This is a genomic window from Nocardia vinacea NBRC 16497, from assembly GCF_000308835.1.
Taxonomy (GTDB): Bacteria; Actinomycetota; Actinomycetes; order Mycobacteriales; family Mycobacteriaceae; genus Nocardia; species Nocardia vinacea.
In genome coordinates, this window is record NZ_BAGN01000065.1 from 1 (window position 1) to 13,858 (window position 13,858).

Genomic DNA, 13,858 nt, shown 5'->3' on the forward strand with positions numbered 1-13,858 from the left:
TGTCGACGCGCCCAGCACCAAAGTTGATTGGTCCGAGGGGCATATCCGGTTGTTGACCGAACCGGTGGTGTGGCCGGAGGTGGATCGGCCGCGTCGTGCGGGTGTGTCCTCGTTCGGTATCAGCGGTACGAATGCGCACGTCATCATCGAACAGGCCCCGGTGCCGACGGTGGAGCCGGAGCCTGTGGTCAAGTCCGCCCCGGCGGGCGGGTTGCTGCCATGGGTGGTCTCGGCCCGCAGTGTCGATGCTCTCACCGCTCAGGCCGCCCGCCTGGCATCGCATGTGGGCGACCATGACCCGATCGATATCGGCTTCTCGCTGGCATCGACGCGCAGTGTCTTCGAACATCGTGCTGTTGTGTTGGCTGGTGACCGTGCGGGGCTGCTGTCAGGTGTCCGGACCTTGGCGGCCGGTGCGCCGGCATCCGGTGTGTTGACCGGCCGTGTGCTGGCGGGTTCGACGGGTGTGGTGTTCTCGGGTCAGGGTGCCCAGTGGGCCGGCATGGCCACGGAGCTGTGTGCGGCCTTCCCGGTCTTCGGCAACCACTTCGATGCGATCGTCGCCGAGCTCGATCCGCTGCTGGAACAGCCTGTTTCGCTGAGCACGGCATTGGCGAACGACGATCTGGTCGACCGGACCGTGTTCGCGCAGGCGGGTCTGTTCGCCTTCGAGGTGGCACTGTTCCGGCTGCTCGAATCGTGGGGCGTACGCGCGGATATCGTAGCCGGTCACTCGATCGGTGAGGTCGCTGCCGCGCACGTGGCCGGAGTGCTGTCGCTGGCGGACGCCTGTGTGTTGGTGGCTGCGCGTGGTCGTTTGATGCAGGCGTTGCCTTCCGGTGGCGCGATGGTCGCCGTGGGGGCCGCCGAGGCCGATGTGCGGCCGCTGCTGACCGGCGCGGTTTCGATCGCGGCGGTGAACGCCCCGTCGTCGGTGGTGCTCTCGGGTGTCGAAGCCGATGTCGTGGCTGTCGCCGAGGCTTGTGCCGAACATGGTTGGCGCACACACCGACTGCGGGTCTCGCATGCATTCCATTCCGCGCTGATGGACCCGATGTTGGCCGAATTCGCCACGGCGATCGAAGGTTTGACGTTCGCGCGCCCGCGTATCCCGCTGGTGTCGACGGTGACCGGAGCCCGGGTCGCCGACGAGATGTCGGATCCGGCGTACTGGGTGGGTCAGGTCCGGGACACGGTGCGGTTCGCCGATGCCGTCGCGGCAATGGCGGATCTGGGTGTAGCCAGGTTCGCCGAGGTCGGCCCGGACGCGGTGCTGACTCCGATGATCGCCCAAACCCTGGACACCGCAACGACTATCGCGCTGTCCAAACGAAACGCAGCGAACTCCGAGATCGTGCTGACCGGCCTCGCCCGACTGCATGTCTCGGGTACGACGGTGGATTGGACGACCTACTACATCGGCACCGGCGGCGTGCGGATCGACCTGCCGACCTACGGCTTCCAGCACCGCCGCTTCTGGTCCACCGGCCCGCTGCACACCGGCGAGGCGCACACACTCGGCCTGCGGTCCACCGACCACCCGATGCTGGGCGCCCTGGTGGCACAGCCGGAGAGCGGCGGCGTCCGATTCACCGGCCGCCTGTCCACGAACACCCATCCCTGGCTGGCCGATCACGACGTGCTCGGCACGGTGCTGCTGCCGGGCACCGGATTCGTCGAACTGGCCGCCCACGCCGGCGACCAGGTCGACTGCCCGGAGCTTGCGGAACTCACCCTGCTGGCGCCACTGGTGTTCCAAGGGCAGGGCGGCGTCGATGTCCAGGTGATCGTCGGCGATGGCGACGACACTGGTCGCCGACGGCTCGACATCTACTCCCGGCGGGACGACGACGATCCGTCGGTGCCGTGGACGCACCACGCGCAGGGGACGGTCAGCCCGAGCCGGGAAACCGAAACACCGGACGGCTGGACGGACTTCGCGCAGTGGCCACCGGCCGGTGCCACGGAGATCGAGTTGGCCGGCGCCTACGACGTGCTCGCCGACCACGGCTATAACTACGGGGCCGCCTTCCGCGGACTGGAAGCCATGTGGCGACGCGGTGAGGACCTCTTCGCCGAGGTCGCGCTGCCCGAACCGACCGCCACTCAGGGCTACGGCATGCATCCGGCGCTGTTGGACGCGGCCATGCACGCGTTGTCCTTCGGCCTCCCGCAGGGCGTGGACGAGCAGGCCGAGCGGCCGACCCTGGTGCCGTTCGCCTGGTCGTCGGTGCGGGTGCACGCCGACGGGGCAGGGCGGGTTCGGGTTCGATTGTCCTGGCTGAACCAGGGCGAGGTCGCCCTGGCCATGACCGATTCCGGTGGGGCGCCAGTGTTGTCCGTCGGGTCGCTCGCGCTGCGCCCGATGTCGCTCGAACTGCTCTCGGCCGCAACCCGATCCGCGCCGGACGGGCGGTACGAGCTCAGCTGGCGGCCCGGTCCGGAACTGCGCTCGGCGGGTTCGTTGGCCGAATGGGGGTCGTCCGAGTCGGCCTCGGTCGTCCTGTTCCGCGTCCCGGTCGACGGCGACGATGTGCCGGTCCGGTTGCGCATCGCGCTGCACCGCACGCTCGGCGTCGTCCAGGAGTTCCTGCGCGAGGATCGCTACGCGGCAAGCACTTTGGCTGTCGTCACCGACGCTGCGGCCGGCCCGGCCACGGCTGCGGTGTGGGGCCTGGTGCGTGCGGCGCAGGCGGAGCATCCCGGGCGGATCGTGCTCGTGGAGGCCGCGGCCGAGTCCACGCCGGATCACCTTGCCGCCGCGGCGATTTCGGGTGAACCGGAACTGGCCGTCCGGGCGGACGGGACACGGGTGCCGCGGCTCGTGCGGGCCGCGCTGCCCGAGTCGGACCCGCGGGCACCCTGGGATCCGGAACGTACGGTACTGATCACCGGTGGCACCGGCGGCATCGGTCGTCGCCTCGCCAGGCATCTGGTGAGCGAGCACGGTGTGCGGCACCTGCTGCTGGCCGGCCGCCGCGGACCGGATGCCGCCGCGGATCTCATCGCGGAGTTGACCGACCTCGGTGCCCGGGTGCGCGTGGCCGCCTGCGATGTCGCGGACCGAAATGCGTTGCGAGAACTGCTCGCTACGGTTCCGGCCGAGCATCCGCTGGGTGCGGTCGTGCACGTGGCGGGCGTTGCCCACAACGGGATGGTCGAGACCCTGACGCCGGAGCAGATCGACTACTCCCTCAGCGCCAAGGCCGACGCGGCCTGGTACCTGCACGAGCTCACCCGGGCCGCCGGGTTGTCCGCCTTCGTGCTGATCTCCTCGGTGGCGGGGTCCATCCTGCCCGCAGGCCAGGGCGGATACGCGGCGGCCAACGTGTTCCTCGACGCGCTCGCCACCCACCGGCACGCCGAAGGTCTGCCGGCCACCGCGCTCGCCTACGGCCTGTGGGATATCGAAACGGGCCTGTCGCAGTGGCTCAGCGAGGCCGACCGGCAGCGCATGCGCCGCCAGGGCCTGCCACCACTGGCCGCCGATAAGGCACTCGAATTATTCGATGCCGCAGTAGCTTCGGAGACTCCGGCGAGCATCCTGACCGAGATCGACCTGCCCGCACTGCGGGCTCGGGACGCGGTGCCCGCACTACTGCGCGACCTGGCCAAGCGAGCCGGGCGGCGGCAGAGCGCCGGGGTCCAGGACGCGGGCGCACTGCGCCGGCAGCTGGCCCAGCTGCCGGAGTCCGAACAGGAAGAGTGGCTCCGCAAGCACATTCTCGAGACCGCGGCCAGGCTGCTGGGTCATGAGAGCGTCGATGCTCTCGACCCGGAGCGTGATTTCCTCGAATCGGGATTCGACTCACTGGCAGCCATGGAGCTGCGGACCACGCTCAACGCGTCCACCGGTCTGACGCTGCCGACGGCCGCGATCTTCGACCACAAGACGCCGGCGGCGCTGGCTCGATACCTGCGCAAGGAGCTCAGCGAAGGCTCACGAAGCGGCAATGAGCAAGTCGGCGAGGATGATTCGTTGTACGGCATGTTCCGTGGCGCGGTAGCGTCCGGCCAGTCCGGGAAGGGCTTCGCCTTGTTGCGTGCGGCGGCGGAGCTGCGCGAGCAGTTCTCCTCGGCACACGAACTGGACCGACTGCCGGTGCCCACCCGACTCGGCGCGGGTCCCACCCTGCCGCGCATCATTTGCCTCGCTCCGCCGCTGGCCACCGGTGGCGCGCATCAGTACGCCCGGATCGCCTCGCATTTGCGAACCGCCCGTGACGTTTCGGCGCTGACTCCGATCGGTTGCCGAACGGGAGAGCCGCTTCCGGCGACGCCGACGGCGGCCGCGGCAGCATTGGCGCGCTCCGTCCTCGAGGCGGCGCAGGGTGATCCGTTCGTTCTGCTCGGCTACTCCTCGGGCGGCCTGTTGGCCTACCGCGTCACCGAGCACCTGGAAGCGGCCGGTGGCCCAGCGCCGGCCGGTGTGGTCATGCTGGACACCTACAAGGTGCACGATGACAGCGAATGGCTGCTGCGAGCGATGGCCGACCACATGGTGTCGAACGAAGCCATATTCGGTCGCTTCGACCGGGATCGGTTGACGGGTATGGCGCGGTACGTGCAGCTGCTACAGCAGATGATGCCCGGCTCCGTCGCCACGCCCACGCTGTTCATCCAGTGCGCCGAGAGCTTCCTGGGGAGCTCATCGGATCGCGTGGACTGGCAGGCCGAACCGTGGGATTCGATGCACACCGTTGTTTCGGTACCGGCTAACCACTTCTCGATCCTGGAGGACGGTTCAGCGGATGTTGCCGAAGCGATCGAGGGGTGGATCGAGAGCTAGGAACAACGACCGGGTGGGCGAGTGCTCACCCGGTCGTTGCGGCTCTAGTTCGAGAGCGCTCGGGCGCAATGATCGCGAATCAGCTGTCCTATCGGGTGGCGATTCGCATCGATGAAGAAATGACCGCCTGGAAATAATTTCGCGAAGAAGCTTCCAGTGGTGTGCGAGCCCCATACCTCGATTTCCGCGAGACTCGCATCGGGGTCACGGTCGCCGGCAATCGCGACGATAGGGCTGCTGACCATCGCGTCCGCACTGCACTCGTAGGTCTCGATGGCTCGATAGTCGTTCCTGACGATCGACAGGATCAGCTGTCGGAATTCGGGATCCTCGAGCAACGCAGCCGGTGTACCGCCGAACCGCAGTAGCTGCTCACCGAGTTCCCGATCGTTCAGCAGGTGCACTCGCAGCTCGGGCAGCGCTGCAGAAGGCGCGCGCCGACCTGAGGCGAACAGGACCCGAGCGCTCGCTCCCGATTCGTACTCGAGCCGCCGGCATGCTTCGAAAGCGACGACAGACCCCATACTGTGCCCGAACAAGGAAAAGTCCTTGGCGTCGCCGACTGTTGTTATCAGCTCGGGAAGCAGGCCGTCGACGAGGTCCGGAATATTCCCCACGAGCGGTTCACGTCGTCTGTCCTGTCGCCCCGGATACTGGACAGCGAAAACCTCGTACTCCGGCCCGACGCATCCGGCCAATGGGCCGAAAGATATGGCGGAGCCGCCGGCGTGTGGAAAGCAAATCAGTTTATGAGATTCAGTCGCCGACGCGGGGGACAGGCGACGTAGCCAGCTACTATCCATGGGTTAGCCGCACCACCGAACTCCAAGGCTTCCACGAGCTTTCGAGCGGCTTGCGTGGATCCGGCTGCGGGAAGAGTGCGGTCGGCTTCATGAACCAGGGCAGCCGGTGGAACCGGTGTGCCGCCGAGGCCAGAGGTTCCACCTCGTCGGCCGTCCAGCCGAGGTCGGCGAAGAAGCCCAGCGGGTCGACCGGACCGAACTGCCAGGGGGCATTGGCCAGCAACTCGGTGGTGGCTTTACTCATCCGCTTCACAATCGCCTGGTTGTTGACATCCAGTGCCCACCAAGCGATTTCAGGACGAGCCAGCGCGGCGGCCAAGCTGGTGACATCGTCGTCGCTGAGGTAGTAGACCAGCCCTTCGGTGAGCACCAACACGCGCTGCGCACCAGCGAGGGCCTCGTCCAGGAACTGCCCCCGCACCTCGGGATCGGCGAGGTCCACCGCCGTGCGGGTGAGCGCGCAGCGCGGTGAGTCACCGTTCAGCAGCTCGTTCTTCTCGGCGACCAATTCGGGGAGATCGGCCTCTATCCAAGGGAATTCGCTGGGCAGATCCAAACGGTACGGGCGGGTATCCATCCCCGCGGCCATATTGACCACCCGATCGCAGCCCTCCGCGATGGTCTTCAGGATCAGGTCGTCGATGAGTTTGGTCCGGGTGACCAGGTTCCAGCCATTGTGCATCAAGCGCGGTGTTTGGGCGGCTATGGCGCGGCCCCGCTCCCCGGCGACTCGGTCGGCGAGGGGATCGTGAAAGAGGGCGTCCGGGCGCGCGGATTCGGTGGCGCGGAAGGCGGCCACCCAGCGAGCGGTGTCGGAAACATTGGTAACTAGTTCAGCGGTCTCGGCCACCAGTGCAGTCTTGCACAGCATACGAAACGATGCCCACGGCCGCGGGACGTGGAAGACCGGTACGCATGCGGCGCCAGCGCACCAGGTCGGGCTCAGAACCGCTCTAGTTCGTACAGGCGGGCGCCTGCGGAGTCGAAGACGACCGCGTGGTCGCCACCCTGCATCGTCGAATCGGCTGTCCACGCCGTCTCAGTGCACGGCATCCGATGCGAGAGAATCCACGCCGGGCCAATTTGTTTCGGGTTCTGCGGTCAACCGGCGCGGGAGTGCGAACACACCCGCTGCGACGGCGATCAGAATGCCGATAGCCCACCACAGGGTTTGCGCGAAGGTGCGAGACATGTTGTGCGCGTTGGCTTCTAGCCCTGCCTTGGTCAGCGATTGCCGCAGCGGCTCGGAGAACGACTGTCCGGGTGGGGGCTGGCAGCTGGACGGTACGGCGGTGGGGTCGGTGGCGGCGGAGCGATCGTGTACGCAGGCACGGAACTGGGTGAGTATCTGGTCTTGGGCGGTAGCTGGGATGTTCAGGTCGGTGAGTTGCTGTTGGAGGGTGGGGATGGCTGCTGCGGTGCCGTGGGCGGAGGTGTTGTCGATTTGGGTGAAGAAGAAGACTCCGGCCAGTGCGACACCGAGTGCCATGCCGACCTGTTGGATGGTCGACAACTGTCCGGACGCGGATCCGGCATCGTGGCCGGCAACCCCGGACAGGATCAGGTCGACGGTGGGGGCGACGAAGAGTCCGAACCCGAATCCGCTGATCGCGAGCGGCGCGAACATCTGCGCGGAGGTGATGGCGGGGCCGTGGTGCGCGGCCAGATAAACGTACAGACCGAACCCGGCGGCATTGATCATCGCGCCCGCGAGCAGAACCATCCGCCCATAGCGCGGCACGAACACCTCCACACTGGTCCCCGCTCCTGCGGCAGCGGCCACCGCGAACGGCGCTGCGCTCAGCCCGGCCCGCAGCGGCGTCCAGCCGAGTCCCGCTTGCAGATACAGCGTCCAGACCAGGAAGTAGCCGCCGAGAGCGATCCAGAACAACAGCCACACGGCCATACCGGCACTGAATGTGCGCTCCCGGAACAGATTCAGCACCACCAGCGGCGATCCGACCGTCGCGCTCCGGTGCCGCTCGTAGATGACGAATACCGCAAGGACCAGCGCGGCCGTGGCCATCAGCGCGAAGGTCCAGACCGGCCAGCCGAGGGTGCGTCCCTCGGTCAGCGGGTAGACCAGCAGGAGTACCGCTGCGATCGCGAGCACGGTGCCGATCGGATCCAATCGATCCGCCGTGGCCGAGCGAGACTGCCGCACCAGCACCATCGCCGCGGGAATCGCGAGCACCCCGACGGGCACATTGACCAGGAAGATCGGCCGCCACGACCAGCCGAAAAGGTTGGCCTGCACCAGGATTCCGCCCAGGATCAATCCGGCCACCGATGCCGAGCCGAGCACACCGCCCCAGATGCCGAGCACCTTCCCGCGCTCGGCGGCGGGGAACGATACATGCATGATCGCCAGGATCTGCGGGATCATCAGCCCGGCCGTCGCGCCCTGGACTATCCGTGCGGCGATCAGCCACGCCGGACCCGGGGCGATTCCGCATGCCAGCGATGCGAGGGTGAATAGGGTCAGGCCGACCAGCAGGATGGTTTTGCGGCCGAGCAGGTCGCCGAGTCGGCCGCCGGTGATCAGCATTGCCGCGAATCCGAGCAGATAACCAGACACCACCCACTCCAGATCCGCGTAGGGTGCGTTCAGATCGCTTTGGATCGTCGGCAGCGCCACATTCACGATCGTCACATCGAGTAGGTCCATGAACCCGGCGACCAGCAGTACCACCAGTGCGAGCCAGCGCCGCCGGTCCGGTGTCGGCTCCAATGTGGGACGCAGTTCGGATGTCTCGTGCATCAGCTCGTCCTTCTGTCCGAGATGGATCCGCGGGCGTGTCATGTCACCGTGGTTTCGGCCGTCATAGATATGACGGAGCAAGACCCATCGACATGACAGGCGGATCGGACGGAAGGAGACCGCCGATGACCGACGAGACCCACTGGCTGGCGCAGCGCTTCGAAGATCACCGTGCCCACCTCAGCGCGGTCGCCTACCGCATGCTCGGATCGGCGAGCGAGGCCGACGACGCCGTCCAACAGGCATGGCTGCGACTCGACCGCGCAGATACCGAAGGCGTGCGCAACCTGCGGAACTGGTTGACCGCGGTCGTCGCCCATATCTGCCTGGATATGTTGCGGGCACGCAAGGCCCGCCGCGAAGACCCGGTCGGCGCGCTACCAACCGAGTTGCCCGCCATCCCCGCGGACAGCATGGATCCGGAAGAAGAGGCGGTGCTGGCCGACTCGGTCGGGCTCGCATTACTGGTCGTGCTCGACACCCTTACCCCGGCTGAGCGGCTGACTTTCGTACTGCACGACCTCTTCGATCTGCCATACGCCGAACTCGCGCCCATCCTCGGCCGCACCCCTGCCGCGGCCGCGCAACTCGCCGTCCGCGCCCGCCGTCGCGTCCGTGGCGCACCTGTGGCCGAGACCGACCGCATTGCCGATGAACGGGTGGTCGTCGACGCCTTCCTACAAGCCGCTCGCGCCGGTGACTTCGACGCGCTGATAGCCGTGCTCGCCCCGGACGTCGAACTGCACGCAGACGCCGTCGCCGCCCCGAGCGGACAGCCGGTCCGCATGAGTGGCGCCCGCCGCGTCACCTCGAGCGCCCTGATGTTCTCCACCCGGGCTCCCTACACCCGTCCGGCCCTGATCGATGGCCACCTGGGACTGGTCGTCGCACCCAACGGAAACCTGGAATGTCTCCTCGCCTTCACCATCACCGGCCATCGGATAACCACTATCGACATCATCGCCGACCCGAACCGCATCGCCGACATCTCTCTCGCCGTTCCCGACCAGCCATGACGTCCGCGGCTGCCGGAACAGATACAGCAGCTCGCCGCCGTGACATCCGGCCGCCCGTGCACCACGCCTTCCTCTACTTCGTCCCGGCAGATCGCGTCGATGCATATCCCTGTTCCAGGGCGCGGTGGGCACGAATCCCACAAGGCGCCCAAGCCGCACTCCTGGCCACGATGCTGTGGAGCGACGGTTACCCGCGTCCATTCGGCGCGGAGGCGCGTCTAGCGGTCGTCCGCATCTGAATCGCTTCGGCGACTTCATCAATCGCGGTGCGAATCATTGCCCCGTAACCGTCATCGGCGAGCACATCCACCCACTCGCGCGCCGCGTTGATCTCGCACTGCGCCGCATCGAATGAACCGAGCCGCCGATAGTTGTCCGCCAGATTCAAATGCAGCGACGGGTAGAAACCCCGCACGTCAAGATTCGCATCATGCCGATGCAACCGCTCATCGGTCAGACTGTCCGCCGCGTCCAGCGCCCGCACATCCCAGCAAAGCGCCTGTGCCGCATCGTCATACAGATCCGCGAGATAGTGCGCCAACGTGCACCGATGCAATGGATCACCCTGCGGACCGATCGCCGTCCATATCCCGAGCAGTGCCTCCCGCGCGACCTCCGGCGAGCCTGTTCGCCCGAGCTCGACCGCCTCGGTGATGGCGGCCATGGTTTCACCAGCGGCATTCACGCGCCGTACTCCTTCGAATCGGTAATGGCGGTCGGCATAACGAGCGTGGTCAGCTCACCATCCGTCGCGGAGCGAACGACCACGGGTGCGTCGGCCGCAGCGATATCGAGCATGATTTCCGGACCGATCGCACTCACCAGCGCGGGCCGTAATGTCGTGGGGGAGAAGGCAAGTTCGATACTCGGTCCGGTAACGGTTGCCGGAATGTGCAGGCGCGTAAGCGGCTCGGGCGAGCCGGGCCCGAGTTGCCCATCGCAGGTCACAAGAAGCCCGGAACGATCGACGGCGAAGACAACCGGCGCCGCACCGCCCGCCTCGAGCACTGCGAGCAGCGCATCTCGCCCCGCCACCACCCTCGTCCGAACCGCGCCCAGCCCCGCCAGCATCGCCCGATAATCCGGAAACGCCGCATCGATGGTCCCGCACCGACGCTCGGAGCCACCACCGGTCAGGACGAGCCCTTCGTCCAAAGCACACACGGTCACCTCATCCGATTCCCGCAGCCAGGAACCGATTCCACCCAACTCGCCCGCATCGACAACCGCCGACCACGCCCCAGCACCCGGCCGCACCGGCACCATCGCCCGCGTCGAAAGCCGATACCGATCGGTGGCCGTCAACGTGACCGATTCGGCACCCGACTCCACCAAAACCCCAGCCAGCATCGGTATTTCGCGATCGAGAGCCGCCGCTGGCCGCACCTGCTCGATGGCCGCCGCCAACACCGCCGCGGACAACACCACGCCCGCCCCGATCTCCTCCTTGATCGCCCGCGCAACCGCAGCAGCCTCCCGAGCCCGCTGCGCGAGCTCCGCCACATGCTCATCGAGCAACCGCCCCGCCCGCACCCCGTCCCCGTTCAAAATCTCTGAAACAACTTCCAGCGGCACCCCGATTCCGCGCATCCGCCGAATCATCACCCCGCGCTCGACCTGCGCCTCGCGGTAGTACCGATATCCGGTCACCTCATCCACCCGGAACGGAACCAGCAACCCGCAATCGTCATAGAACCGCAGCGCACTGGCCGTAAGCCCACAGGCCCGCGCCAGCCCGCCGATCGTGATCAATCCATCGCCCGCCACCCGCTCATCATGGAGTCTGAGGTAGCTCGAAGGTCAAACGGCGGTCAGGACCGGTGCACCGGTCCATGCGCCTCCGCGCAGTGCGCATCGTCGGCGGAAACCGTCAGGTCCGAGGAGTGGTCCACCTGCAAAGTCGTATGTTCCAACCCGAATTCGTCGTGCAGCACTGTCTCGATCTTCGAACGAATCGCATGGCAGTCGGCAGCGTCGTGGACGAGGATATGCGCCGACAGCGACGGCTGTCCGGAGGTGATCTGCCAGACGTGCAGGTCGTGGACCTCGGTCACCTGCTCGAGCGCGACGATGCGCGCTCCGATGGCGTCGGGATTGAGATGGGCGGGCGCGGCCTCCAGGAAGATCCGCCCGGATTCCCGTACCAGAGACCAGCCCGCCTTGATCATCAACGCCGCGACGACCAGTGCCGCGATCGCATCGGCACGGGCGAATCCGGCCAACCACACCACCGCGCCCGCGATGGCGGTCCCGATGAAGGCATAGAGGTCATTGAGGATGTGCTGGAACGCGCCCTCGACATTCAGACTGGTCCGGTTGGCACGGCTGATGCTCCACGCGGCGGCGATGTTGACCACGATCCCGACCAACGCCGTGATCAACACGAGCGGCCCTTCGACATCCGGTGGATTGATCAGCCGATTGATGCCCTCGTACACGAACCACGCCGCGAGCAGCAGCAAGGTAATCCCATTGGCCTGCGCCGAAAGGATCTCGACCCGCTTGAACCCGTAGGTGTATCGCCCCTGCGCGGGACGTCGAGCCAACCGGATCGCGATCATGGCGAGCACGATCGAGGCGGCATCGGTGAGCATGTGCGCGGCATCGGAGATCAGTGCGAGCGATTGCGCGAGCAGGCCGACGACCACCTCGGCCACCATGAACGCGACGATCAACCCGAGCGCGATCGCCAGCCAGCGCGGATTCGAATCCGCCGATACGCCATGGTCGTGGCTGTGGCCGTGTTTGTCCGAATGGCCGGAGTGTGCGTGGTCATGCGAGTGGTCATGATCCATGTGCTCAGCCTCGCTGACCACCACTGCCGACCGCTTCGGCGACACGCACTGCTCGCCCATAGTCGTACGCCCCTTCCAGTTGATATTGCTGCCGTTCGTCAGCGTAGCGGATCTTGCACTCATGCGCATGTATGAATATGGATCGCGCCTGGAAGACGCATATCAACAGTGGCGAATTCGTGATCATTCGGACCGACCGGCCCGACTACTATGCGGACTGCACCTCTCGGTGATCAACAACGCGGTATCCGGCGGTGCGGACCTGGATGGGTTGGTCCGATGGTGAATGCAGAGGGGATGCGATGGACAGGCCGGCGTGGGCGCCCGAGAGCGTGGATATGCAACAGGCGAGCCCGGCACGGATGTATGACGCCTTGCTGGGCGGCTCACACAACTTCGAGATCGATCGCAAGGCCGCCGAGGCCGGCAAGCAACTGGTGCCCGACCTGCCCCGCCTGGCGCTGAGTAATCGGGCTTTCCTGCGCCGCGCGGTTCGCTTCCTGGCCGACCGGGGAGTGCGTCAGTTCCTCGATATCGGTTCGGGCATTCCGACCGCGGGCAATGTGCACGAGGTCGCACAGTCGATTGATCCGGAGATTCACGTGCTCTACGCCGATATCGATCCTGTCGCGGTCGCCCACGCCCGCGCGATCCTGGTGGACAACGACAAGGCCGCGGCCATCGAAGCGGACCTGCGCAAGCCCGATGAGCTGCTCGCCCGAGTCCGCGAGACCGGCCTCATCGATTTCGCGCAACCGGTCGCGGTGTTGCTGGTGGCGGTGCTGCACCTGATATCCGACGAGGAGCGGCCGGTCGAGAAGGTTTCCGCCCTGCATGCGGCCGTCCCCGCCGGAAGCTACGTCGCGATCTCGCACCTGACATCGGAGCTGCGCCCCGAGGATGCGGGCAAGCTCGGCCGCAATGCGGCCGATGTGACCCGCGTCGGCATCCACTTCCGCTCGAAGGACGGCATCTCCGCGATGTTCGACCAGTGGGAGCTGGTCGAACCCGGCGTCGTCGAGCTACCCGCCTGGCGGCCGGAATCCGAACGCGACCTATACGAGACGCCGGGCCGATCGCTCGGCCTGGCGGGCGTCGGCCGGAAGGTCTGACCGGAGCCGTGGCAGGGGATTCGCGTGGGGATTCGTGAGCTGGCAACGCGATGGGCGGATGCGCTCGACGGCGCCGTCGCTCCGGCTCTCACTCGAAGCCAAATCGATATTCTGCTAGCGGAACTCGCCGATGTGCTCGTCGCGGTCGTGCGCGGGACCCGAGAGGTCACGGTCGCGCAGGACGCCGCCGCGGTGCTCGTCGCGGCCAATTATCGTGACCAAATTGCCGTCAGCCGTTCAGTTCTGGTTATCTGCCGGGATATCGTGCGTGAAATCTGCCCCACCGGAACCGAATCCGAATACGAGGCGGTTCGCGAGCGTGCGATAGTTGTTGCTGCCGAGTTCGCCGCGGGTTTCACCTCTGCGCTGCGGAACGCGGCATTAGGGGAGCAGGAAACCACACTCGCAGCGGCGTTTTCGGCCGCGCAGGAGGCCGAGGTGCGAAGGCAATTGTCGGAGGCCAGGTTCGAAGCGGTCTTCGCGGGAGCGTCGGTTGGGATCGGGACGGTCGACGTCACCGGTCGGGTACTGGAGGTGAACGCGGCCATGGCCGATATGCTCGGACTACCCGCGGCGATGATG

General features: G+C 66.6%; 10 protein-coding genes. 4 read left to right on the forward strand and 6 right to left on the reverse strand.

The features are described from left to right. Positions 1 to 4,789, forward strand: a 4,789-nt coding sequence (locus ON44_RS07330; protein ID WP_040687315.1) for a type I polyketide synthase, incomplete at its 5' end; no start/stop codon positions are given. Between the two features lie 44 nt (positions 4,790 to 4,833). On the opposite strand, the gene ON44_RS07335 is transcribed toward ON44_RS07330, so the two are convergent. The 3 genes from ON44_RS07335 to ON44_RS07345 form a co-directional block, all read right to left on the reverse strand. After that, complete coding sequence (locus ON44_RS07335; protein ID WP_040687316.1) at positions 4,834 to 5,592, reverse strand: thioesterase II family protein; 759 nt, start codon at positions 5,590 to 5,592, stop codon at positions 4,834 to 4,836. After that, positions 5,585 to 6,442, reverse strand: a complete 858-nt coding sequence (locus ON44_RS07340) for a class I SAM-dependent methyltransferase (RefSeq protein ID WP_040687322.1) — start codon at positions 6,440 to 6,442, stop codon at positions 5,585 to 5,587. Before ON44_RS07340 ends, ON44_RS07335 begins: the two co-directional genes overlap by 8 nt. Before the next feature lie 189 nt (positions 6,443 to 6,631). Continuing rightward, positions 6,632 to 8,353, reverse strand: coding sequence for an MFS transporter (locus ON44_RS07345; RefSeq protein WP_083897704.1), 1,722 nt, complete (start codon positions 8,351 to 8,353; stop codon positions 6,632 to 6,634). Between the two features lie 125 nt (positions 8,354 to 8,478). On the opposite strand from ON44_RS07345, the gene ON44_RS07350 reads away from it, so the two are divergent. After that, positions 8,479 to 9,369: a sigma-70 family RNA polymerase sigma factor gene (locus ON44_RS07350; RefSeq protein ID WP_040687317.1), complete on the forward strand. Its 891-nt coding sequence runs from the start codon at positions 8,479 to 8,481 to the stop codon at positions 9,367 to 9,369. A 187-nt stretch (positions 9,370 to 9,556) separates the two neighbouring features. Here the strand turns inward: ON44_RS07350 and ON44_RS07355 are convergent, their stop codons facing one another. The 3 genes from ON44_RS07355 to ON44_RS07365 are packed head-to-tail and all read right to left on the reverse strand — an operon-like array spanning position 9,557 to position 12,164. Beyond that, complete coding sequence (locus tag ON44_RS07355; RefSeq protein WP_373283134.1) at positions 9,557 to 10,054, reverse strand: hypothetical protein; 498 nt, start codon at positions 10,052 to 10,054, stop codon at positions 9,557 to 9,559. Continuing rightward, a complete protein-coding gene (locus tag ON44_RS07360) occupies positions 10,051 to 11,136 on the reverse strand; it encodes a DNA polymerase III subunit beta family protein (RefSeq protein WP_040687318.1) in 1,086 nt (361 codons plus the stop codon). The genes ON44_RS07355 and ON44_RS07360 overlap by 4 nt, the downstream gene beginning before the upstream one ends. A 44-nt stretch (positions 11,137 to 11,180) precedes the next feature. Next, on the reverse strand, positions 11,181 to 12,164 hold the full coding sequence (locus ON44_RS07365; protein WP_085998493.1) for a cation diffusion facilitator family transporter: 984 nt from the start codon (positions 12,162 to 12,164) through the stop codon (positions 11,181 to 11,183). A 302-nt stretch (positions 12,165 to 12,466) separates the two neighbouring features. Here ON44_RS07365 and ON44_RS07370 point away from each other — a divergent pair, with 302 nt between their 5' ends. Further along, the gene (locus ON44_RS07370; RefSeq protein WP_040687319.1) at positions 12,467 to 13,276 is read left to right on the forward strand and encodes an SAM-dependent methyltransferase; all 810 of its coding nucleotides are present in this window, start codon (positions 12,467 to 12,469) and stop codon (positions 13,274 to 13,276) included. A 24-nt stretch (positions 13,277 to 13,300) separates the two neighbouring features. Continuing rightward, positions 13,301 to 13,858 (forward strand): PAS domain-containing protein (locus ON44_RS07375; RefSeq protein WP_040687320.1); only part of this gene is annotated, 558 nt, incomplete at its 3' end.